This window comes from Arthrobacter sp. Z1-15, assembly GCF_054792395.1.
The window spans coordinates 12,448-33,638 of the sequence record NZ_CP096455.1 but is presented as its reverse complement, the minus strand read 5'-3'; the positions used below and the strand labels follow the sequence as shown (position 1 = coordinate 33,638).

22 protein-coding genes and 1 pseudogene are annotated in these 21,191 nt (G+C 58.0%); 18 read left to right on the top strand and 5 right to left on the bottom strand.

Going from position 1 to position 21,191, the window contains the following annotated elements; translation table 11 throughout:
- Nucleotides 1-46 precede the first annotated feature (46 nt).
- From M1D40_RS18355 to M1D40_RS18340, 4 genes are all read left to right on the top strand, one after another.
- Nucleotides 47-1,027 carry a lysostaphin resistance A-like protein gene (locus M1D40_RS18355; RefSeq protein ID WP_461171183.1) on the top strand — a complete coding sequence of 327 codons (981 nt, stop codon included), beginning with the start codon at nt 47-49 and terminating at the stop codon, nt 1,025-1,027.
- 238 nt (nt 1,028-1,265) lie between these two features.
- On the top strand, nt 1,266-1,505 hold the full coding sequence (locus tag M1D40_RS18350; protein WP_461171182.1) for a DUF4258 domain-containing protein: 240 nt from the start codon (nt 1,266-1,268) through the stop codon (nt 1,503-1,505).
- Between the two features lie 3 nt (nt 1,506-1,508).
- Entirely contained in the window at nt 1,509-1,742 is a 234-nt protein-coding gene (locus M1D40_RS18345; protein ID WP_461171181.1) for a DUF2283 domain-containing protein, read from the top strand.
- Nucleotides 1,743-2,492: 750 nt separating this feature from the next.
- Nucleotides 2,493-2,696 carry a helix-turn-helix domain-containing protein gene (locus M1D40_RS18340; protein WP_461171180.1) on the top strand — a complete coding sequence of 68 codons (204 nt, stop codon included), beginning with the start codon at nt 2,493-2,495 and terminating at the stop codon, nt 2,694-2,696.
- Nucleotides 2,697-2,908: 212 nt separating this feature from the next.
- On the opposite strand, the gene M1D40_RS18335 is transcribed toward M1D40_RS18340, so the two are convergent.
- Together M1D40_RS18335 and M1D40_RS18330 are read right to left on the bottom strand one after the other, a co-directional pair.
- Nucleotides 2,909-4,633, bottom strand: a complete 1,725-nt coding sequence (locus tag M1D40_RS18335) for a calcineurin-like phosphoesterase C-terminal domain-containing protein (RefSeq protein ID WP_461171227.1) — start codon at nt 4,631-4,633, stop codon at nt 2,909-2,911.
- Between the two features lie 576 nt (nt 4,634-5,209).
- Nucleotides 5,210-5,485, bottom strand: a pseudogene (locus tag M1D40_RS18330) (lamin tail domain-containing protein); the annotation flags it as partial.
- A gap of 959 nt (nt 5,486-6,444) precedes the next feature.
- Between M1D40_RS18330 and M1D40_RS18325 the strand changes: the two are divergent.
- The 6 genes from M1D40_RS18325 to M1D40_RS18300 all read left to right on the top strand — a co-directional run bounded on the left by M1D40_RS18325 (nt 6,445) and on the right by M1D40_RS18300 (nt 10,198).
- Nucleotides 6,445-7,176: a GAF and ANTAR domain-containing protein gene (locus M1D40_RS18325; protein WP_461171179.1), complete on the top strand. Its 732-nt coding sequence runs from the start codon at nt 6,445-6,447 to the stop codon at nt 7,174-7,176.
- 626 nt (nt 7,177-7,802) lie between these two features.
- Complete coding sequence (locus M1D40_RS18320) at nt 7,803-8,057, top strand: glutaredoxin family protein (protein WP_461171178.1); 255 nt, start codon at nt 7,803-7,805, stop codon at nt 8,055-8,057.
- 45 nt (nt 8,058-8,102) lie between these two features.
- Nucleotides 8,103-8,543: a single-stranded DNA-binding protein gene (locus M1D40_RS18315; RefSeq protein WP_461171177.1), complete on the top strand. Its 441-nt coding sequence runs from the start codon at nt 8,103-8,105 to the stop codon at nt 8,541-8,543.
- A 76-nt stretch (nt 8,544-8,619) separates the two neighbouring features.
- Entirely contained in the window at nt 8,620-9,081 is a 462-nt protein-coding gene (locus M1D40_RS18310) for a hypothetical protein (protein WP_461171176.1), read from the top strand.
- Nucleotides 9,082-9,091: 10 nt separating this feature from the next.
- Nucleotides 9,092-9,349 (top strand): ParB family protein, encoded by a 258-nt coding sequence (locus M1D40_RS18305; protein WP_461171175.1) that lies wholly within the window; start codon nt 9,092-9,094, stop codon nt 9,347-9,349.
- Between the two features lie 147 nt (nt 9,350-9,496).
- Nucleotides 9,497-10,198: a helicase associated domain-containing protein gene (locus M1D40_RS18300; RefSeq protein WP_461171174.1), complete on the top strand. Its 702-nt coding sequence runs from the start codon at nt 9,497-9,499 to the stop codon at nt 10,196-10,198.
- 474 nt (nt 10,199-10,672) lie between these two features.
- Here M1D40_RS18300 and M1D40_RS18295 read toward each other — a convergent pair whose 3' ends face one another.
- The 3 genes from M1D40_RS18295 to M1D40_RS18285 all read right to left on the bottom strand — a co-directional run bounded on the left by M1D40_RS18295 (nt 10,673) and on the right by M1D40_RS18285 (nt 14,656).
- Entirely contained in the window at nt 10,673-12,115 is a 1,443-nt protein-coding gene (locus tag M1D40_RS18295) for a PIN domain-containing protein (protein WP_461171173.1), read from the bottom strand.
- A gap of 641 nt (nt 12,116-12,756) precedes the next feature.
- Nucleotides 12,757-14,052, bottom strand: a complete 1,296-nt coding sequence (locus tag M1D40_RS18290) for a nucleotide-binding domain-containing protein (RefSeq protein WP_461171172.1) — start codon at nt 14,050-14,052, stop codon at nt 12,757-12,759.
- On the bottom strand, nt 14,036-14,656 hold the full coding sequence (locus M1D40_RS18285) for an SLATT domain-containing protein (protein ID WP_461171171.1): 621 nt from the start codon (nt 14,654-14,656) through the stop codon (nt 14,036-14,038). The genes M1D40_RS18290 and M1D40_RS18285 overlap by 17 nt, the downstream gene beginning before the upstream one ends.
- A 430-nt stretch (nt 14,657-15,086) precedes the next feature.
- Between M1D40_RS18285 and M1D40_RS18280 the strand changes: the two genes are divergently transcribed.
- The 8 genes from M1D40_RS18280 to M1D40_RS18245 all read left to right on the top strand — a co-directional run bounded on the left by M1D40_RS18280 (nt 15,087) and on the right by M1D40_RS18245 (nt 21,186).
- Entirely contained in the window at nt 15,087-15,260 is a 174-nt protein-coding gene (locus M1D40_RS18280; protein ID WP_461171170.1) for an LxmA leader domain family RiPP, read from the top strand.
- A gap of 172 nt (nt 15,261-15,432) precedes the next feature.
- The gene (locus tag M1D40_RS18275; protein WP_461171169.1) at nt 15,433-15,645 is read left to right on the top strand and encodes a hypothetical protein; all 213 of its coding nucleotides are present in this window, start codon (nt 15,433-15,435) and stop codon (nt 15,643-15,645) included.
- Nucleotides 15,638-16,291 carry a flavoprotein gene (locus M1D40_RS18270; RefSeq protein WP_461171168.1) on the top strand — a complete coding sequence of 218 codons (654 nt, stop codon included), beginning with the start codon at nt 15,638-15,640 and terminating at the stop codon, nt 16,289-16,291. Before M1D40_RS18275 ends, M1D40_RS18270 begins: the two co-directional genes overlap by 8 nt.
- Nucleotides 16,288-17,220, top strand: coding sequence for an aminoglycoside phosphotransferase family protein (locus tag M1D40_RS18265; RefSeq protein ID WP_461171167.1), 933 nt, complete (start codon nt 16,288-16,290; stop codon nt 17,218-17,220). The genes M1D40_RS18270 and M1D40_RS18265 overlap by 4 nt, the downstream gene beginning before the upstream one ends.
- Nucleotides 17,199-18,380 carry a class V lanthionine synthetase subunit LxmK gene (gene lxmK / locus M1D40_RS18260; RefSeq protein ID WP_461171166.1) on the top strand — a complete coding sequence of 394 codons (1,182 nt, stop codon included), beginning with the start codon at nt 17,199-17,201 and terminating at the stop codon, nt 18,378-18,380. Before M1D40_RS18265 ends, lxmK begins: the two co-directional genes overlap by 22 nt.
- On the top strand, nt 18,370-19,398 hold the full coding sequence (locus M1D40_RS18255) for a T3SS effector HopA1 family protein (protein ID WP_461171165.1): 1,029 nt from the start codon (nt 18,370-18,372) through the stop codon (nt 19,396-19,398). The genes lxmK and M1D40_RS18255 overlap by 11 nt, the downstream gene beginning before the upstream one ends.
- Complete coding sequence (locus M1D40_RS18250) at nt 19,373-20,137, top strand: class I SAM-dependent methyltransferase (RefSeq protein ID WP_461171164.1); 765 nt, start codon at nt 19,373-19,375, stop codon at nt 20,135-20,137. Before M1D40_RS18255 ends, M1D40_RS18250 begins: the two co-directional genes overlap by 26 nt.
- Nucleotides 20,134-21,186: an LLM class flavin-dependent oxidoreductase gene (locus tag M1D40_RS18245; RefSeq protein ID WP_461171163.1), complete on the top strand. Its 1,053-nt coding sequence runs from the start codon at nt 20,134-20,136 to the stop codon at nt 21,184-21,186. Before M1D40_RS18250 ends, M1D40_RS18245 begins: the two co-directional genes overlap by 4 nt.
- Nucleotides 21,187-21,191: the final 5 nt, after the last annotated feature.

Sequence of the window (21,191 nt, the reverse complement as noted above, 5' to 3'; positions counted from 1 at the left end):
CCGATGGGGGAGTTGCCGGCGCTGAGCTCCGGACAGGCTTAGAAACATGGATTTCATTTCCGCTCCCGCCCTGGCAATACCAGAGGAAACAAGGCCGCACCCACCGCTGCCGTACCACCGGCTCGCGCAGCAGCATCCGAGGACAGCCCGGTGGTGGAGGCCGCTTGCCGTCCTCGGAACCACGGTGGGCCTCTATGCGGGCGGGCTGCTCATTGTCTTGATCGTCTCCGTGGTCCTTGCCCTGACAACGCCAGGATCCTGGGGTCCTTCAGAATCGCTTGAGGACCCGACGAACCCGATGGACCTGCTGGTCATGCTCGGGATCATTGCTCTCGGACTTCCCGCTGTCATCCTCGGCTCTCGCTGGGGCGGCGGGAGGCGAGGTGTTATTCACTCGATCGCCGGCCGGGTGCGCTGGCGCCTGCTGCTGATGGCCAGCATGATCGTCATACCGCTCTACACTCTCGTGCACGCCGTCACGTTCGTTCTCGCACCGCCGGAGGACCTTGCACCACCGGTCATGGACGGCAGGATCGTCCTTGTGTTCGTGATCGTCCTGCTTCTGGTGCCTTTGCAGTGCGCTGCAGAGGAGTACGCGTTCCGGGCTTTACCGCAGCAACTCCTCGGAACTTGGTTGCGCTCACCGCTGTGGGGCATCTTGGTCCCGGTTCCGCTGTTCATCATCGGGCACGGATACGACTGGGTCGGTCAGATTGATTTGGCGGTCTTTGCGATCTGCATGGGCTTCCTGGTGTGGAAGAGCGGCGGGATCGAACTCGCCATCGTCGTGCACACCGCCAACAATCTCATCCTGTTTCTCCTCGCACCCCTCAGCCCTACCTCACTTCATCAAGGCGCCGTCCCACCAACCGCCCTCCTATTGAGTGTTCCAATGACACTCCTCGTCACAGCAGCCCTCACCTCATGGGTATCGCGCACACATGGCCTGCGATGGTTCCAACCACTCCACTCACCCGCACAAGACACTGCCCATGCAGCGCCGGTTCACTTGCGAATCGCCATGTAAGACGCTCAATCGATAGATCAGGGATAGGTCAATCAAGGGTCTGTACGCAGGAATATCCCTCAGCGGGATCCTTATACGGCCGTTGGCCCGCCATCGAATGCCCTGCGAAAACCACACCATTCACCGCTGCGATTCACACCCATGATGTCTCGAAAAGCAACAGCTTTATGAGGCACTCGACCAGTGATCGACTCTTGTCCAAAGGATTTCCCTCAGCTCTGCAACAGTCTTCCCGGTTGTGGCCGATCCGTTCTGGATTCCGGCACTGTTCGTGGTGGCCAGGATCTCCGCGCACGCTGCCTCCCAGGCTGCCGCCCGTGGGGTGAGCCAGGCCCTCATCAGGCAGGTTGTTCAAAACGGCGTCAGGGCCGCCGGGAACAAGGGAACGTCTGTCTTCACGCAGGGGTCCGGCAAAAACAAGATCCGGGTTATTGTCGACAACAAGTCCGGCAACATAATTACCGTAACCAAGGGATAGCCCGTGAAGATTACTTACGACCCGAAAGTGGACGCCGCGTACATCCAGCTGGCGGACGCGATTCTGCCCGGACAGTCAGCTGAGCAGATCCACTCCATTGTCACCCCCGGTGACAACGGTGAAGTGACTATTGATTTCGACGTCAACGGTACGATGCTTGGGATCGAGATCCTTCACGCCAAGGTTGTACTGCCCAGCTCTGTCATCCAGAGTGCAACTGTGATTTCCGAGAACTGAGCTGGCAGTACCTCTCAGGACTGATGCAATAACTTTGTGAGGACCAGCGCCTTGCCGGCTTTCGTCCCGCCCCTAAGGTACCAATCCACTCGGCACAAACCACCGGGAGTCTCCAAGGCGAAAATTGCAGGTGGCGGGCCGTAAGTCTGGCCCGACACCTGCAATCTTTTGACGGTCGCTTAGCGGAACAGCTCACACCGGCCCAGGGCGGGGGTGCGCGCTCATAGATGCGACCGTCCCGATTCCCTCAAGCCCCGCCCAATAAAGTGCCCGGTAGGCGCCCGCTAAACGGGAGGCATGGTGAGCTATCAACGGGTGCACGAATACGACCGTATTCGTGCACATGGCCAGAGGGCTGGCCGGACCCCCCCGAAATTGTCATTTTCAGTACACGTCTGCACAACCAGCCGCGTATTTTCGGGGTTGTGCAGGCGAGTGTTGAGCACTGATTTTTCCGTACTCCTCTGCACAAATGTCGTTTTCGCTTACTACTCCTCTGCACTATAGGAAGGTAGCGGCGTGAACGTGGAAAGCTGTACATATTCGGGAGTCCGGCACGTTGACCATGCCGGAGGTCGCCTGGCATCGCGCGAACGCAAAGTCCGTGATGATCCCGCCGCTGGCAGCGAAGACGATCGTCGGCGAAGCCGAGACTAATGCGGCTGCACGGTCCCACAGATCGTTCTCCTTCCTGCGCCGCGGGAGGGTCGTGCAGACGAGTACTGAAATTTGTGCAGGCGAGTACTGAAAATGACAAGAGCGGGGATGGCCGCGGCGGCGGAACATGGGCGAAAGGCGGGCCGGCGGGAAGTCACCACTGCGGATGCCAGGGTCAGACGAGCCCGAGATCTCAGGGCCCAAGGGCTCACCGCAGTCGATATCGGGAAGATCATCGGCGCCAGCCGTGCCACTGTGTATCGCTACCTCAGCATTGGAACGGCTGAGGCAGACTGACGCGCCGGGAGATCAGTGCGACTGGTGCATCAACGATTCATCTGGCGCTGGCAGCGACTGTTGCTATTGGCGGGGTCAACGAACACGGCCGGTGTCAGTAGAACGTCGAAGGGCTCGATCTAACCCGCGACTTGAAGGGTAAGGGTGAAGCCTGAGATGTGACATCGGGTGGTTGCGTTTCGCAAGCACCCGATGTCGTGTCAAACGGGAGATTACTCGGTGACCTCGAAGGTGATCGTCTCGGTGGATTCTTGGCCGTGAACGTCGGTTACGGTGACACTGGCGGTGTGCTCGCCGATAGCCAAATCCGAGGGTAGCTCCAGGCGCCACAGGTGAGAGGTGCGGTCGTGGACGCCTCCGCCGTGCACCAGCTGTTCCAGGGTGGCTACTGGATCGGTGTACTGGGCGCCGATCAGCGGTACATCGCTGGCGGTCATTGCTTGGGTACGGGTGGCTTCCGTGGTCGTGCCGTCGTCAATGGACACTTTTACGGTAGAGCCTGTGGAGCCCATCCAGAAGTTGGTGGTCAGCCAGGTTTCGCTGAGCTCGCCCTGGGTCACGGCGTTTGGATTCTCCGGGGCTGGAGCCCGACCCGGGAGGTCTTTGTACTCTTCGTACCAGGCTCGGTAGGTGGGGGAATTGATACCAAGGGCCATCTGGTCGGAGGCGTCGTCGCCGGTGGCGGTGAAACGTTCACGAACCTCCGTGTTCTTGATGTCCAGCGTCAGGACGCCAGGAGGAGTACCGTCGCGCTGCACGGACGTGGGGTATCCCTCCTCCATAACGCGTCCGTCGTACCACTGGCCGGAAACGGCAGGCACAGTCAGGTGCGTGAACGGCAGACCCTGATCGCCGACATCATCCAACCAGCCGGCCATGAGATCGCCCTTCCGCAGGTTCTCCGACATATGGGTATGACCGGCCAAGGAGATCACTTCACGGCCTTCCAGGATCTTGTAAATCTCTTCCAGCGGATTTGTTTCGTGGGTGTCGCTATAGAAGAACTCGAGCAGGGGGCTGTGGGAGGCCAGAACGACGACCTGGTTCTTGGGCACGGAGGCGAGGTCCTGGCGCAGCCACTCCAGCTGGCGGTCGCTGAGGCCAGAGTCATAATCGCTGCGCGCCGGGCCGGTGTACACGATGTTGCTCAACGCCACAACGTGGGCCTTACCGGCGTCGTAGGAATAGTACTCCGGCCCGAACTGGGCGCGGAAAGTATCGAACTCATGCTCACCGTCGAGGGAGTCGAAGTCGATATCGTGGTTGCCCGGCAGGAAGCGGGCAGGACCATTGAGCATGGAAGCCAGATTGCGGGTCTGCGAGAAGAACGACAGGTCGTTGCCCACGAGGTCACCGACGAACAGGGCACCACAGCCGGCGTAGTCGGTGCGGGCAGCGAGGTCCGCGAAGGCACCGTTGCGCGCGAATCTGACTTCCTGCTGATTGTAGGTCTGGACATCGGCACCTAGTACGCAGTGCTGTTCGGGGGACTGGGTGAGGTTGCTCTTGGACAGGGGGAAGTTCACCTTGTCCGGCAGTGCTCCGGTAGGGGCGATACCCCCGTACTTCAGGGCAGGGGAGCCCTCAGGCAGATGGTTGTAGAAGAACTGCGCGACGTTGTCCTCGTCCACCGGGACCTGGTAGCCGCTTGGCTGGGTAACGAAAACGGTCATGTTATCGAATGCCGGCAGCTCGTAGCGGCCCTGCCCATCGGTGGTGATGACCTCACGGCCGTTGGAGACGGTCACCCCGGGCATACCGGGTTCGCCGGGGTCCTGGGTGGAGTTCCTGTTCTTGTCAGTGAAGACGGTGCCATCGAGGGTCTGTTGGTCGGCTTCTGCGGCGTCGATGATTTCGACACCTCCCCGGTAGGCGGAGGCAGCCCAACTCGTTTCTGCGGGTGGAGTGTCAGCGCCTTCGACGTCAACGCGTCGAATGTCGGTGGTGACCGTGTTGGTTCCGTCCGTGACGGTGAAGTAGTACTCGTACCAGAGCTTGTCCATCGGGTCGAAGACGTCGAGGATGTGTTTGTAGTGGTCATCCTCGCCAGCTTTCAGGTAGTGAGCCTTGAATTCCGTTTCAAGGTTGCTGCGCAGATGCAGTGTGACCGTGCGTACCTGCTGATCATCGGTGGCGGTGGCACCGAATGAGAAGTCTGCTGCAGGGTCGATGCTTTGCGCAGTCGCATCTGCCACCGTGGGGGCAACCGAGTCGGCCGGAAGTACCATGAGCCTGGCCGGAACCTGGCCCGCGGTAACAGTGCCAGGCGAAGCTGAAGCCGTCCCGCTCAGTGTCTGCCGGGTGGGGTCCTCGGGGTTAACTGCGTACTGGATGCCCTGATCGGCGAATGTGTTGTCCGCACCATCAAGGTTGTAATACGCACGGTTCAGGCTAAAGCCGGTGTTCGTGGCGATTTCCAGTCCTCGCGGCGAGCCGTTAGCCATGCCTCCGGTGAAAATCTCGACGAGATTTTCATCCATGACCAGGGAGGAACCGAACTTGGCGTTGAAATCGGCGTTCGTCAGTGCATCGTTCTGGCCGTTTTTGATCCAGAAGACCAGTGTGCCGCCCGGTGCAATGGAAACGTCCCGTTGGGCGGCGGGCCAATCCACCACGTTGGAGTTGGTCAGGTCCGGGAGAGGATAAAGGTAGCGAAGGGTGTAGTCGCTGAAGTCCACGGGTTCTGAGGAGGCGTTGTACACCTCGATGAACTCGAAGGCGTCGGCACCACCCATATTGGAGGTATCAGGTGTGACCTCAGTGATCTGCAGCGGTGCAGCGGTCACCATCGGGTCGGCCTGCAGGGTTGGGGCTGGAGCGGCCGTGGCTGCGGGGCCAACCATGCAGCCGGTGGCTAGCAGAACCATAGCACCGGCGGTCAGGCAAAGAGGCCGGAATAACCGGGTTTTTCGGAGAAGAGGGTATTGACGCATGAAATAGAACTCCCTGGTTGAGTGATTCCCCCTATTAGGCGGGGAGCAATATCAACTCTTTCTCGGTGGAATGAATGGAAATCAAAGGATAGGTGTCCACTTCGCCAGCACCCGGTTGCAGGGAGGACAACACCTGAAGAATATGGACCCTCAGGAACCCCTGCAGAAGAGACAGCAACCGAGTAGGCCGGGGGAGCGGGCCGGAGTCCAAGAAGTACGGATTCCGGCCCCGCTCCTTTGTGCCCAAAAATCCCTGAGTGCGCGGGTGGCGGCCTCCGACGCCATGCACGAAGCGTGCTCTTAACGAGCAAACGCTCCCGAGGGCGAACTCGGAAGCGTAAGCGACGTGCAAGGAAGTAGTCACACAACCCCCGGTGGTCGTGACCGCAAAGGTTGCGGCCACCGGGCTCCTTCTCACTCTAAGCCGCTCATCGAAGAAAGGAAACAGCAATGATCGTCCTGAATCTGGTGTTCTCAGTCCTGGCGCTGGGCGCCGTCACCGCCGCCTGGGCAGCAGTGAGAAAGCACCACCACAGCTAGACCCGCAGCGGCCCCGGCACCTGCCGGGGCCGCTGCAGTGTGGCCCCAGAGACGCGCTTACGCCCAACGAGCGCCGTCCAGTCACGGACCATTCACATCCGCGCTGCCGGACACCGGCCCAGTACCTACAAACCGGCCTGCGCCTTGGTGGCTGGACGGTCCGGGCGGATTCCCTCAGGGGCTTTCTGGCGTAGCGTGAGATACGAGCCAATAATCGGGTGTTCTCGACGTCGGAGAAATCTCCCGGCGAGGGGGGATCCTAAGGACTGCACCACATGGAGCATCAACCAACCCCGCCGGAACTGCCCGAGTCACTGATCGAAGCCATCCTGGCTAGCCAGGATGTGAAGGGGTTCCTGGAAGATATTGCGGTGCTGGCTTCGCGTGAACTATCGCAAACAGGCGAAGCCGTTCACTGTGCAATCACCTTGATCCGTCCCTCCGGACCGCGTGTTATCGCCAGCAGCACTGAAACAGCGCGGCAGGCTGACGAAATGCAGTGTGCCTTCGGAGAAGGACCCTGCCTTCACGCGGCCACCACCGGGAAGGTGGTGGAAGTTAACAACTTTCAGGAAGATCAACGCTGGCCGGTGTACTGCAGGGAAGCTGCCGGGTATGGCATCGGCGCAGTGTTGGCGGTACCGGTTTCCCTGCCCGGCCGAGCGACGTGCGCCATCAACGTCTACTCCGCACAGACGCACGAATTTTCCGATCGCGAGGTCAGTGAATTGAAAAGATTCGCCGCTCAGGCATCGGCTGCCGTGCAGCTGGCCATCCGGATCGCTGACATGCAGAAACGGTCAGAAGATTTGATGGCCGCCATGTCCTCGCGCACCGTGATCGATATTGCCATAGGAATCATTATGGGCCAGAGCAAATGTTCACAGGATGCAGCGTTCAATATCCTGCGCGCGGCCTCCAGCCACAGAAACCAGAAGCTGCACGAGGTTGCCGCCAAGGTGGTGACTTCGGTTAAGGGTGGAACCGTCGAAACTCATTTCGCCTAACAGATCCAGGCACCACTTTGCCTGTCTGCAACCACTCAAAGGCCCCTGTTTGACAGAACACCGCGCGATGTCCTGATACTCGTGCGAGATTACATCCAAGAGCGTGAGAGTTTCGTGAAAACTACACTGCTCCACACAGGAAACGGGCGTCCGCTGCGCGGCCGGCTCTGTGGTCCGGGGCGCGCCGTCGCAGAGCTCCGGACCCCCCCCGGACCTGATGTGTCTACGACGTTTTTTGCTGCTGTCCTTCGGATCATACGTGCCCGCTCCAGCCCGTCTAGCCCCTCCTTCGTCGGGGCCTGCAGGCCGCAAATTTTCCTTCGGCGCTCCTGCGTCGCTTATTCCCTCCGGAAATTTTCCGACCCTTGCCCTGCGGGTAGACAGGCCTCCGTCGGGCACAGCTCCGCAAGCTTCGCCAGCAGGCAAAAAACAACGGGGGAGGGGCCAACAACCGAACCAGCGCCACCGGTTCCGAACCCTACTCACCTTTCCCATATAAACAGGTAGAAAACCCCTAAAATACGCGGAATAAGGGCTGTTTATTCAGATGAATAAATGGGATAATAGAAGCAGCACCACAGCACGGACTCACACTAAACGACGACGAAACCTGAGGAATGAGTGCCATGACTATCACCGTCTACACCAGGCCCGGCTGCTCACCGTGCAAGCTCACCATCCGGAAATTTGAAGCGGCCGGACTGACACCTCAGGTAGTGGACATCAGTACCGCTGGAACAGCCGTGGACTACATCTCCAACGAACTCGGATATGCCCAGGTCCCCGTTGTCGTTTATGACAAAGACGGTTCCGAAGATCACTGGTCAGGACTGAACCCGGACAAGATCAACCAGGTCATCGAGCTGGAGAAAGCCCACTAACCCATAAAACGCAGCACCACCTCACATCAAAGGAAGCTGATCACCATGGCAGGTGAAAACACCCTCACCGTTATTGGAAACCTCACCGCTGACCCGGAGCTGCGCTTCACTCCCAGCGGGTCCGCCGTCGCAAACTTCACCATTGCTTCAACCCCCAGAACGTTTGACCGGCAGGCGAACGATTGGAAAGACGGAGAGACTTTGTTCCTGCGCTGCAGTGTTTGGCGGGAAGCGGCTGAGAACGTGGCTGAATCCCTGACCAAGGGCACCCGGGTCATCGCCCGCGGTGAGCTGAAGCCGCGCAGCTATGAAACCAAGGAAGGGGAGAAGCGCAACGTGATGGAGTTTGAGGTTGAGGAAATCGGCCTGTCGCTGCGCTACGCGACTGCGAAAGCCAGCCGCGCCAACAAGCCAGCACCGGAAACAGGAGCCGCTACCGGGGCCGAGCCGGCCGCGGGGGAAACCTGGGCGAGCTGGGTGCAGTAATCAAGTGCGTCAGTGCCGGTGGATACGCTGGCACCGACCGTTCCCTTCCCACCAAGCACGCGAGAGAACGGCAGACATGTCACATCAGGAACAACTCAGAGGATGGGCCCGAGGGTCCTACTCGCTGGAAGCCGGAACGGAATTGCTGCTGCGGGCCTTCGGCGGCCGCTTCGCAGCCCCAGGGAAACCCTGGATCCGCACCAGCTCCAACGCTGACGGAGAAACGACCGAGGCATGGATCGATTTCGCCGCCATCCCGGAGCATGCAAACAGCGGAGCATACTCAGGAGGCGAACGGCGCTTCCTGCTCCTGGCCGCGTCCTTCGGAGAAGGAGTCCCGGTTGTCCTCTCGGACATTCTGTCCGGGCTGGACCGCGAAATCGTTGTTCTAGCCCTGGCCGCCGTCTCCCATGCTGCCGGAAGCCACCAGCACTCCGGGATGAGTTTCCACGAGGACGGCCGACCAAAAGCCTTTACGCATCTGACTTCCCTGTATCCCTGGCCGGCGGCACCTCTGCCCGGGGCCACGGCCAGCTAGGCCCGGAAGCATGAGTCGTCAGAAACCTGCATCCTTCACCCCCTACTTCAGAGTGGAGGACGCCGAGCAGGTAAGGGCAGCGTTCCTGGCCGCCGGAGCGGCCGAAGGATATAAGTCCGTGTCAGACTTGATCGAAGCAGCAACTCTGCGCGAGGTGCGCAGGCTGCAGCGTAAATACAATCAGGGCAGAAAGTGGGAACCGGTTCAGGCCGGCGCCCTGCGCCCGGGCAGACGGACCCTCGAAGAAGAGAAGCACCGCGCCCCATAGATTTCCTTCGTTGGTTGCGGAGGACAGTAAGGGAAGCGGGAACCATGTGGTGTGGTTCCCGCTTCCACCCTTTAACGGTCCCAATGAATCCGGATCCGGTTGTGCGCCACCGTGGCGGAACCGGCCAAAATTTGTTTGGCTACGGCTATGACCGGTACAACAACCCTGGAGTCCGCCGAACCGGAGTCCTGGACTCCCCAGCACTGGTCCCGTGAAGAGTGGTTCTACATGTGGACCAAAGGTCTGGATCCGTGGCGGATCGCCGTGCTGTGCCGGGTCCCGTACCGGAAGGTCTATGACCATATCCGCACCAGGATCACCTACCACCCCGAGTTGTTAGGACAGCGTCTTATGGTCCATGACCATCCGGCCCTGCCGCCGGGCGGGCTGAAAAAGCCGAAACCCACGTGGGAAGAACGAGCCGCCGACCTGGCCGATTTCCGACAGGTGCACGGACGGTTCCCCCGCGGGTACCTCGAGGGTGAAAGCTCGCTGTACAGCTTCCTGCAAAGCCAACGCGGACGATATCGGGCGGGCAAACTCCTTGAATCCAGGAAGCATTATCTGGATGAGAACCTGTCTGGATGGCTGACGCCCCCGAAAGCGGAAAGGGAACATACCCTGTGGCAGCAGCGGTTGGGAGAGCTGGAGAAATTTCTTCGGGAAACCGGAAGATACCCGCGGTACAAGACAGCTGCGAGTTCAGCAGAAAAGGTCCTGGCAGTTTGGTATACCCACCAGCGATTTCGTATTCGTTCTGGAAAACTTTCGGAGCTGAGAGAGAAGAAGCTGGGTAGGGCTATTCCGGGCTGGAATCTGCATTCGAGCCAGACTAATGAGGGTTGCTGAAAGTCTCGACTCCCTCGTGCCAACGGATGCTTCGATAGACTTATCAGGTGAGTATTTGCGGCCGCGACATCCGAACCGAAATTGCCGACAGATGAAACAGAACAGGACCCGACTGCAATCGGGTCCTGTTCAGCGAATACTCATCCGGTGCATAACCGCGAGGGTTCTACACTCTAGGGCTGTTGTTCTCAACCAACGTCTATGAGTTTAGTAGTCCATCGTTTCGCCTGGCAATCCAGGCGGTGCGGTGGTTATGCGCCTCCGCCCTATCCGGAAGGAGGTGGTAGTCCATGGGTTCAGCGCGCAAGCGTCAGGATCGCTGGCTACGCACCAACGTTCTGATCAATCTTGCACGTTTGCTCGTGCAGCTGATCCACGTGTACGACGGCGACTAGCCTGACAAGGAACGCAGGGGATCTCAGTGTTGGGGTCCCCTGCGTCATTGCCTTTTGTTAGGTCTTGGCTGGAAAATGCTCAGCCGTCCTCGGTTTCTTCGTCTTTAGTCGACTTTGCCTCTTCGTCCGAAGAAGAATTAGTCTGTCTCTCCAAGCCTGTTGTTAGCCCACCGGGCGGGAAATCCAACTTGGGCGTGTCAGCAGCTATCTGCTGTGTCAGATTCTGGTGTGTCAGATTTATACCTGCGATGTCGAACTTGGGCATGGCAGCGACCAGCTGTGCCAGATGCTGCTGTGCGAGGTTTAGGCCTGTGAGGTCGACCTTAGGCATGGAGGCAGCTATCTGCTGTGCCAGATGCTGCTGTGCGAGGTTTAGGCCTGTGAGGTCGAACTTAGGCATGGAGGCAGCCAGTTGCTGTGCCAAGCTGGTTTCGTTTAAAGAAGAGTGGACAGAGAAACTGTCGGGAGTACGCCGAGCCGCGATAGTGGCCTTTTTCTCCAGTTTCTTTAGAACTTCCTTGCTCCGTTCCTCGGTGGCGTCGGGCAGTTCGGGATCCTCAACATTTAGAAGCGTTGGCGTTTGGTCCTCCTCGCTTGCAGAGAAGAGGATTTTCACCCCCCATTCGCAGGCAATGCTTTGCGCGTCGTCGCCAACGGCCGCAACCCCGTACAGCAACCATCGAGCTCGTGCCGTGTACCAGATGTCTCCCTCGATCTCGTGGCCCACGACATTCTCAACTCGAAGGAGTTCCGCGTCGGGCAGGGATGCCCAGGAACTCCACGCCACCTCGGCAGCTGAGGCCCCCAGGCCTGTGAACCCGGTGCGTGAGCTGAGAATCTCGACAGCTGCCTGAACTACCCGAGACTGTATTGGTAATGAACTGAGCAGGTCCCATGCAGCTTTTTCCGCGTCTGCCCCTGAGACTTCCTTGGTGAACTGGGAGATGACTTGGTCAAAATCCGCAAGGCGCGTGAGCCGGTCCTCAAAGCCGCGGACGTCCTCATCCATCGGGTACCTATAGGCTGTCCCGTCCCCGAAGTCGTTAGTATTGTTCGTGACGAAAAAGACGTGCTCTTCGGGGTTGTCCTTGAGAAATTCCAGGATAGAGAACCAAATTGCTGCATCCCGCGCACCCTCAGAATGATCTTTTACCCGTTTCGCTGGCTGAAGCGCCATTGCCTCACGAGCTAAGGCCCTGAGCGCAACTTCACCGCTTGTCTCGATCACTTCAAAGATTTCACCATACGTACTTCGCCAGTGATTCAGTAATCGCTCCAAATCGAGTGGCTCCAGGGAACTTTCAAGCGACCATGGAAGGTCATGCCGTAGTTTCTGCAGGGCGCCTACCGCTGCATTGTGCTTTTCTACGTAGGTCTTCGCCTGGTGCGCAGCCATCTCTTCCAAGACCATCCATGGCACGGCAACCCTATGGTGTCGCGACTCACGCAGCTTACGGATGAGGTCGGCCCGGGGTCCTTCCGGCGGGAGACGGAACACGGCATTCGTATCGAAGATGATCAAATGCAATCCTCCGTCTCGCTCAAGCCCCCCCTACATCGGTGGTGCTCGCACTATTTGGTCTATCCGCAACTGTTTGTTGTGGTCATATCAAGCATAGAGCGGTCTGCACGAACTCAGCCGGATGAAACGGGAAGGTGTAGCTGGATGATGTGCTCTCAATTAGCAGAGGGCCGCGACCCGAATGCTCGCGATAAGGCTGGGTGCATGCAACTGCTACAGGTCAGCGCTGTCGCGCCGTGAGTACGAAAACGATGGAATAGAGACACCGGCGACTGAGATAGGACACACCGGGAGGATCTGTTTCGTTATCCGTGTCCGATTGCCAAGAGGGAAGTTCGGAAGGCGTTGGGGTCAGGATCCCCAAAGGGACTACTTATGGTTCTGCGATGTCCTGACAGAGCTCCAGCAGTAATGGCGATCATGTACGCGACGCCTGCAACTCGAGATGGGTCGGTGTTGGCCTCCTCGCGCTCGAGTTGTGGCTCGGCAAAGGATCCCTTGTTTGGACTTTGGACTTGAGGAAGTCCGGGGCAGCGGACCGGAGAAGTCAGCATCTACGGCGACTCTTGCCTTCGTGCGCTGTCTCAACAACGTGTTAAAGGGAGCAGGAGCCTTTGATGAACTGGAGGGGACATCGGCATCTAATCAGCATCAATGGGCACGTCGATGCTGTCGCGGGCCACGACCACTCCGTTCTTTATCAGGTAACACTCGACAAAATGTTCCCCTCGGAAGGTCGTGACTTCCCTCCGTTGATTCTTGGAACTTGACTCAATGATCTCGCCGCGAAGATTCTTGCGTCGTTCAGCTTCCGGTCCGCGATTGAGCACCTTCCACCGAACGTCGTAGGGCTGGGGTAGGTCCGTGGTTTCGATCTTAAAGGTCAAGGACTTCTTCGCTGGTAAGGCTCGTCTCATTGACAACACCTGGCGGAGGAACTGGGGTCTGAACCCGTCCTGAGTTACCTCGCAGTCGATGGTGAGACTGTGTCGGATGTCCACTGGATGCTGGTCCTCGATGAACTGCTCACGGCTGTAGGTGGCTGCTGACGCAGTGAGCGCCGATTCGGAGACGCCGCCAACGACAGGTACGGAGTTCCCGAAGACTGCACGCCACTTCTTGTAGGCGTTCTTCTGCCCTTCGGCGCCTATCGCCTCCAAGCACAGGTTGTAGGCCTTCTTTGCCTTTCGCTGAAACTTCTTTTTCACTCTTACCCGTTGTCGGCTGCCCAGGGCGGAGTAGAACTCATGGTCTTCCTCTTCCGACAGGAAGAGGAAGAAGTCCCGCACCATCAGGTCGTAGGTGCCAGATTTGGCGGTGCGGTAGGTCGTGTTTTTCCGAATGAAGTTGTGGGCGAGGGTGTCGATCACAAGCCCTCCCATCACGACGCCGTGGCGGTTCTTCCACGCCCGAGTAAACCTGCAGAGCCGGCGTAGATTACCTCCAGCGAGGTCGTCCTCGGCGCTCATCGCGGCTATCTCTTCACGGGGCTTCGTGATCTTCCAGGTGTCCGACGCGGTATCCGGATAGGAGAAGGAGTTATCTGCGTTCTCGAAAACTGGTTGTACTTCGAACATAAAGTTGTGGAATTCGACAACGACGACGAGTCGGTCGACGCGCACTACAGTGGTCGGATACCGTGCCTGGATGGCCGACCGGGTGCGCGATAGCACCTTCGAGGCACCGCCTTCCTTCTCGTACTTCTCCCGGGCGGATGCAGGCAGGATAAAGATGAGGTCCAGGTCAGAGATACCCCTGATGGCGGTATGTCTCCCATAGGAGCCGACCATCAGTCGATTGCCCGTCGATCCTTCGAGGCTTCGATACTCCTTGTTTAATGTCTTCGTCACCTCGTCGCGACGATTGGCGATCGTGTCAGAGTTGTTGACCTTGAGATTCAGCAGCAGGCCCTCAAAAACTTCACTTACCTGAGACATTGTCGCCGTCCTTAGCTGTACGTAGACGCTCGGGAAGCAAATAATCGATCTCACTTTCCGCGAAGGTCAGGTCCTCTTTGTTCTTCAGGGCGTCTTGGGCGCGCCCATACGCTTTGCCCGTAGTGCGAGGAGCGTCGCCGGCAATCTTCTCCATCACGTCCTGCAGGCGGTCTCTGGTCGCCCGGCCTTCCTCAAGGCTGATGCTCGACGTCGTCAGATCTACGATTAGCGACAGGTAAGACTCCCGTACTCCCCAGACTTTCGCAGCTGTTTCGCGGTGCTGTTGCATTTCCTCGCCGTGTTTGAAAGTCGTATCCCCCAGGGTCGACGCCGCCAGGAGTACGGCGATGAAGGAGATCACGAGGGCGCCCCATTGTTCATCGAGCAGAAGACCGGAAAGTGAAGCGAGGAAAGCGCCTGAACTAAGAGCTGTGAGCGCAACCTTGATGCGACGCTGTCGCCGATGTGAATCGAAGCAGAGGTCGGCCTGCTTCTCATGCGTCTTATGTGTGTAGGCGGCTCTGCCGTACAACTCGCGCACCTGAGCGATCAGTAGGGCCTGATCGGGTGCAGGCGGGGTGGACCCCACGGTTTTGTGATCCATAGTTCCTCTACCCGACCTCACTAGCCCGTATGCGCACTCAAGCTGCGCGTCTTCTGTCCTTACATACACCCTAAGGCAGCGGTCTGACGTTCGAGGTTCGTTGAGAGCGTCGCCGAAAACTGGGCGGCTAACCGTCTTGGGCACCGCATAACTTCCAGGCGCAAAAGGGCAAAGAAAATACCTGACGAACTCACCACGGGGCCACCGGGCCGCTGGGCAGAACAAGGCAACTCACAATGTCGTAACACGGACCTCCAACGGGTGAGCAGTAAAAAAATCCAAACTGCCCCCCAAAGCCCATGAATCCATGCAAGTATATGTTCTGTCAGTGTTTGGCAACAAAATGACGTATCTATACAACCGTCTGTTGTTGTGTTCCGCCAACACAGGGAACCTCCCGTGACAACCATCAAGTTACAAGGAGACAGAAATGAAAGAGCAGGACATTTTCAAGGGTTATGCCGCCTACTCCACAGCTGATGAGCTTGGGCTCTTCGACAACGCGGGTGGAGCGCCGGCTTTCAGCCCGATTACGACGTCATCGGCGCTGTGCTCGCAGATCGTCAGCCAGTCGATCAGCCAGACGGTCCGGGCCGGCTGCTAGTTTCCCCCTTTCATTTGAAGGCGGTAGGGGCTGAATCGAGCTCTGTGCCGCCTGGGCGTGTGGCTGGGGGTGGGTGCATCCATTCCCAGCCGCACGTGGACTTGTTTGTTGTGTTAACCCAACATAGCATCAAGTTGTTCGTATGTCGCTAGGTCAATTTCTAGGAGAAAAAATGTCCATCAGTATGGTGCGAGTAGTCGTGAACATTGTTTCCATCGGCGGATTAGCCGCACTGGTGGCCACGGGTAGTCCTTGGTGGGTTTGCGTTCTCGCAGCCATCGTCATAGTCCCGATTCAACTCTTCGTTGACAACAAGGCGAAGCGAACTGCGGAAGATGCGAAAGAACGTGAAGCCATAGAAAGAACAGGGGAGTCTCGTGCCTGAAGAAGCGCTGGGTACGCAGGCATCAACGCAGACTAACCAGAGTGATTCCCAAGATTCTTCGCCTTCTAACATTTCGAAGCTCTTGGTAGTAGTCACTGGCACGCTTGAAGCGACCTTTATGCCTTACTGGTTAGTGTGGATACGGCAGAACGCTCCGGAACTGCAAGTGCAGGTGCGGCTTACAGCCTCGGCTTCGAAGTTTGTTTCTCTTGGGTCGATCAACGCATTGACTGGCAACACTGCCCAGATGGATACCTGGGGTCCTCTCCTGGCGACCGGATCCCCTCGACACATCGAAGACGCGATTTGGGCTGATGCGGTGATCGTCTACCCGGCGAGCATTGACTATATTGGTCGTTTTGCCGCCGGTCTTGGTGACAGTCCCTCCCTGCTTACGTTGCAATGCACGAATGCTCCCATCGGAATCGCCCCGACCCTACCTCCGGGCGCGAGCACATCAAAGACGGTCCTCCAGAATATTCGTCGTCTGGAGAACGATATGAATGTGAGCATTGCAACCTCAGAGCCCACCTGGAGCGCGACAACCGGACAGATGGACGCCTCGACCCCGGGGGCAACAGCAATCCCCGATTTACTAGCGAATCTCAATGTTCGATATCAGGCTGCCCAGGGCGGACGGAAATGACCACACAGCCACCGCCCACGATCTCTGCCGGCCAAGAAGAACCTGGGTTCATTAACGAGTTCAGTGTCGGGAGTATCGTCACCCGTGTGCGGGCAACCCCCGACGGTCGGTTTGACTGGATTCAAACCCCGAATGGTGAAGAAACACCGGCGTCCGAGGCATTCTCCGACATCACGGTCCCCGAGATGCCAAGTCATATCGTCAAGGCCGTGGACGCGGCCGACGGAACCAAACTTTGTAGAGCTGACGGGCATCTGAATGCAGCCCAATGGCTCGGATGGAGACACACTAATACCCCCAAATTTCTCTCTTCAAGTCTCCACTTTGCTGGCAATGTTCTGCGAACGCTGCACACCAACCAAGCAGCGGGAGCCAATCTTCAGGCTCGGGGGCCGTTTACCCTTGTCGAGGATTGGCTCACTGCAGCACCTAATATGTCGGCTGCAGCACGACTTAACAAGGCGGCGGAACTTGTCCTAGACCACCCAAAATTGACCACGTTGCTGGATTGGGCTCAAGATTTCAATGGCACATCACCTCTTTGCCCCACACACGGATCGCCCGGTTTAGCAAATATCGTGCCGCCAAAGTCGACGGGAAATACCAAGATTCTCTCGTGGGACGAGGCTCGTCTAAGCATTCCGGAAGCGGATGTTGGCTGGCTGCTGGGTGATCTCCTTGAACTCCAACAGGGGTATCGCGCCGGCCTAGCAGGCGCCCTCGATTTGCCCTACGAAGACTTCGCAGAGGCAGTGCTCAATGGCTATGGCGCACCCCTGGAATCACGGATGGTGGCAAAGGCTTCGATACTGCGTATGACCACACATCTTATTGAGTACGTCACTTTGGTCGGCTGGCATGACCAAGCCGTCACCTATCTGGAAATGATTGCCCGCCTCATCGACCAATGGGAAGAACCATGGAAATAGTGCTGGACACGAAGGCCCCGGACGCGCACGAGAAGATATCGCGAAGGATGCGGATGACGCCGCGTGAGTTATCTGACGCCCCGGCCGTAAATTCTCTCCTAGAGCGAGTTGGTCTGGGATCCTTCTCGGCGGTCCACACGTCATTTCCCGGGCGAAATCATAATTGGTCGGGAGTAACGACAACCGGCGCCCACGTTTTCGTAAAACACATCACAGGCGAAGATGACGTGGATACCGGACACCGGATGGAACGCACGCTTGCGCTGGAATCCGCGATTAAGGCAGGTGGAGGAGAGGGGCTGCTAGTGCCGAAATGCCTGGGCTGGAGCGTCCCGGATCGGATGACGGTGTTCGAGTACATTCCCGATTCACGTACGGCGGCGGAGATGGTCGACGACGGCGAGTTTACGGTTGAGCATGCTCGCAAGGCTGGAACCGCGGTGGCCACGCTCCATTCGCTCAAAACAGAAGATATCACCATAGATGAAAGCCCTGCGCCGATGCCCCCGCTCCCGTGGCTGACAGCTTTACCTTGGTTGAGTCTCTCCTCATTCAGCATTGCACAGCTTCAGGCCTGGCGGCTCATCCAAGAAGACGAAGAGCTCGTTTCCGCATTGCAGGAACTGCGTCGCAATGAAGCGCACGCCCCACAAACGGCGATCCATGCGGACCTACGCCTGGACCAATTTATAGTGAGCGATGGGAACCTATACCTTAACGACTGGGAAGAATTCCGTCTCGGCGATCCTGCCCGGGACGTTGGAGGATGGATTGGTGAATGGCTGTTCCATTCGGCCTACACAATGGCTGAGGGAATCGAAAGCAGAGATGATCTCTCCCAGTCGTCGGTGACACACGAACAACTCGTGGAGAACGGGGTGAAGCTACTCCGCAAGAACATGCCTATGATGTCTGCATTTTGGGCTGCGTACTGCGAAGAACGCGACCCAGACCCAGAACTTGCCCAGCGAGCGGCCGCCTTCGCCGGCTGGCACCTACTCGATAGGTTACTCGCAAGTGCAGCCGAGAGGGCAGAGCTCACAGCCCCGGCACGCGCGGCCGCCGGAGTGGGCCGTTCTGTCCTCATTGGCTACAAGAACGTGACCTCTCTTCTGGGAATGGGCGCATCCAAAGCAGAGATGTCTACCCATGAGCACTAGATCGACAACGCTCCTCAGCAGAGCTCTCCACGACATCCTCAATACCATTGATTTGACGGCCGATGCTCTGACTGCGCAGGTTGCCTCTAGGCAGCTGACAGCCGAGTCACCCAGCGAGATGCGGGCGCGTCTGACCTACGCCATCTACGAACATTTTCACCTGGGCCGCGATGACGCTGAAACGGAGACCACGAGACCTCGAAGCCTGCGTGAGTCAGGATTTGAGAACCTTCTCGCTGCTCAAGTACCTCATACGGATTCCGTTCAAGATGTCACGCTAATCGAGAAGGACAGCGGACATGGTGATCTCATCGTTCGATATATGGGTGTACGAGTCCGTGCGCTCAGCACCAGGGTGCTGAAAGACGTTGTTCCGGAAGTCGGTGCGGTGGTCCCGCTGAAGGTGGAGTCCTCCCGCCCCGCGTTGTCCCCCGGTTTCTTCATGGTCTCAGGGTCACTGGGCAGCTGGGCTGCGACACCAGCCGTTCGAAGAATGTTTATCGGCGTGGATAACGCAAAAAGTGCGCCAGCAGTTTGGGGAAGGGTCCTTACCTTTCTTGAAACCTCAAACGTTCGCTACCAGGCCAAGGTACTTTCGTCACCCGCCCTCTATCCTCGGCAAGACGCGATTGTCGTCTATTTGCCGAATGAGGCAGCGCCCGTCGAACATAAACTTGCAGCCCATCTGCAAGGTACAGCTGGGCTCGGCACCTCTACTTCCGGATTCGCGCTTCGATTGGCGGAGGGCGTTGCCTTCAGCTGGGACCCAGTGGACCAATCGCCTGGCATGCAAGGACTTAGCTTCGGGCAACACCGGGCCACAGTTCTGGCCCGGACACTTGTTGAGCAAACACTCACTAAGGCCGTGCGTGAAGAACTCGTAGCAAGGCGATTCACAGCAGCAAACATCGACCCGACAGCACCATGGCGGAACCTTTCGTCCCCCGAATCTCCTTTCCCCATCCCTTCTACAACCGAACGTGGAGAGAAAAATGGCACATCAGATCATTCTCGATAGCATCGAGGACGCAAGCGCCTACGGCAATTCTTTCGCTGACATCTATGACCAAGTTTACCCTCATACACCAGATGTCGAACTTTCGTGCTCCTTCATCAACGAACTCGTTGGTGCCGACGCGGCTGTGCTGGAGATGGGCGTGGGTACGGGGCGCACTGCAATTCCTTTAGCAGCATCGGGCACTCGAGTCCACGGCGTGGATATTTCGGAGCGCATGCTCAAGAAACTGTCCGAGCGTGAAGGCGGCAGTGAAGTCGCTTGCACCCAAGCGGATTTCATTACCGTCGACTTAGGCCAGCACTATGATGCCGTCATCATGGTTCTGAACACCTTCTTCGCTCCGCGCCTGCAGCAAGAGCAACAGTCACTGATGCACAATCTGGCCAAGCACACCCGGCCCGGAGGCTATGTCGTTATCGAGGCTTTCGACCCGATGGTTATGGTCAAAGCTCGCCCCACCGAGTATGCGTTCCGCAATCTGAGCGAGAAATCGATAATGCTCGACACCATCAACGTGGATACAACCTCGCAAGTCGTATTTGTCATACATACGGTCTTGGACGGCTCCGCACCCTGGGTCATCCCCGAGTTCATTCGTTATGTTTGGCCTGGTGAGCTTGACCTGATGGCGGCACAAGCCGGGCTCGAACTGATTGAACGATCAGGAGGATGGGAACGTACACCTTTCACTGCTGACAGCGGGCGGCACGTATCGGTATATCAGAAGTCACTAGAATGAGCGTCAGAATACCGGGATCAAAGGGCGATATTTCCGTGATATTTCCCATCCAGCCCACGGACCCAAAATTGATCCTGCCGTTCGGGAAACTAGTTTCCCAAACCCGCGGAGCACGCCTATGGATAGGGCAGTCCCTTAATATCGAAACGCACCATCTATTGGCTTACCTTGTCGGAGCAGGGATAGAGGTTCCTTTAGGAACCAGCGTTGCGCTTGCACCACCACTTCGGCAGCCATTCGATGCTGCCGTATCAGCGCGCTCGATAGCGGCACTCTCCGGGCACAGTTTTGTTGCCGGAATAGGTGCCGCAACTCCCTCATTCGTTGCGGCAGTTCGCGGTACCCCATTTGCAAGCCCAAGAACAGCAATCTCGGAATATGTTGCTATAATGCGTGGCCTCTTGCAAGGTCAATTCCTTGATTCTCAGGGAGAATACTTCGGTCATACGGGACGCCTAGTCCCGTTTGAACATCCCGAGGTTACTATCGGGCTAGGTGTGCTGCGTGCTCGAATGGCAGTAACCGCGGGCGCGATTGCGGACCAAGCGATTTCGTGGCTTACGCCGCCAAAATACGTGGCAGAGGTGCTACACCCAGCACTATTGGAAGGGGCTCTTAGCGCGGATCGCTCAGTTCCACACTTCACAGCAGTTGTCCAAGTCGCAACGGAGAAATCGGGCAGGAATCCTGTGGAGCTGGCACTTCATTCGGCACACCGTCACCTGGAGGCGTCACATTATGTCCAGATGCTGCGGCGAGCAGGACTCCCGATCGGAGAGGGAACACTCAGAGATGACGCTGCAGCGCTAGTCACACACGGAGCGTTCCTCACTGGCTCCCCACAAGAAATCGTGGCGGGAATCCAGCGATACCATGAGGCTGGCGTAGACGAAGTCGTGCTAAACGTCGGGGGCGTCTTGGCCACCGAAGGAGTTGTCGCTGCGATGAACGATCTTGTCGCCATACTCCAAGAAGCAGGCAGACTGGGCAACCCGGCCACACCGGTTCGACCAAGCCACAGTGTGCCGTCCGCACCGGTAACCGGCTAGCCCTT

What these genes read in the sequence shown, in the direction of transcription:
- M1D40_RS18280 (WP_461171170.1), top strand. Translation starts at nt 15,087, where the DNA reads ATGAAAGAGCAGGACATTTTCAAGGGTTATGCCGCCTACTCCACAGCT.
- M1D40_RS18290 (WP_461171172.1), bottom strand. Translation starts at nt 14,052, where the DNA reads ATGTCTCAGGTAAGTGAAGTTTTTGAGGGCCTGCTGCTGAATCTCAAG.
- M1D40_RS18310 (WP_461171176.1), top strand. Translation starts at nt 8,620, where the DNA reads ATGTCACATCAGGAACAACTCAGAGGATGGGCCCGAGGGTCCTACTCG.
- M1D40_RS18320 (WP_461171178.1), top strand. Translation starts at nt 7,803, where the DNA reads ATGACTATCACCGTCTACACCAGGCCCGGCTGCTCACCGTGCAAGCTC.
- M1D40_RS18255 (WP_461171165.1), top strand. Translation starts at nt 18,370, where the DNA reads ATGAGCACTAGATCGACAACGCTCCTCAGCAGAGCTCTCCACGACATC.
- M1D40_RS18275 (WP_461171169.1), top strand. Translation starts at nt 15,433, where the DNA reads ATGTCCATCAGTATGGTGCGAGTAGTCGTGAACATTGTTTCCATCGGC.
- M1D40_RS18315 (WP_461171177.1), top strand. Translation starts at nt 8,103, where the DNA reads ATGGCAGGTGAAAACACCCTCACCGTTATTGGAAACCTCACCGCTGAC.
- M1D40_RS18265 (WP_461171167.1), top strand. Translation starts at nt 16,288, where the DNA reads ATGACCACACAGCCACCGCCCACGATCTCTGCCGGCCAAGAAGAACCT.
- M1D40_RS18355 (WP_461171183.1), top strand. Translation starts at nt 47, where the DNA reads ATGGATTTCATTTCCGCTCCCGCCCTGGCAATACCAGAGGAAACAAGG.
- M1D40_RS18245 (WP_461171163.1), top strand. Translation starts at nt 20,134, where the DNA reads ATGAGCGTCAGAATACCGGGATCAAAGGGCGATATTTCCGTGATATTT.
- M1D40_RS18250 (WP_461171164.1), top strand. Translation starts at nt 19,373, where the DNA reads ATGGCACATCAGATCATTCTCGATAGCATCGAGGACGCAAGCGCCTAC.
- M1D40_RS18300 (WP_461171174.1), top strand. Translation starts at nt 9,497, where the DNA reads ATGACCGGTACAACAACCCTGGAGTCCGCCGAACCGGAGTCCTGGACT.
- lxmK (WP_461171166.1), top strand. Translation starts at nt 17,199, where the DNA reads ATGGGAAGAACCATGGAAATAGTGCTGGACACGAAGGCCCCGGACGCG.
- M1D40_RS18305 (WP_461171175.1), top strand. Translation starts at nt 9,092, where the DNA reads ATGAGTCGTCAGAAACCTGCATCCTTCACCCCCTACTTCAGAGTGGAG.
- M1D40_RS18285 (WP_461171171.1), bottom strand. Translation starts at nt 14,656, where the DNA reads ATGGATCACAAAACCGTGGGGTCCACCCCGCCTGCACCCGATCAGGCC.
- M1D40_RS18340 (WP_461171180.1), top strand. Translation starts at nt 2,493, where the DNA reads ATGACAAGAGCGGGGATGGCCGCGGCGGCGGAACATGGGCGAAAGGCG.
- M1D40_RS18325 (WP_461171179.1), top strand. Translation starts at nt 6,445, where the DNA reads ATGGAGCATCAACCAACCCCGCCGGAACTGCCCGAGTCACTGATCGAA.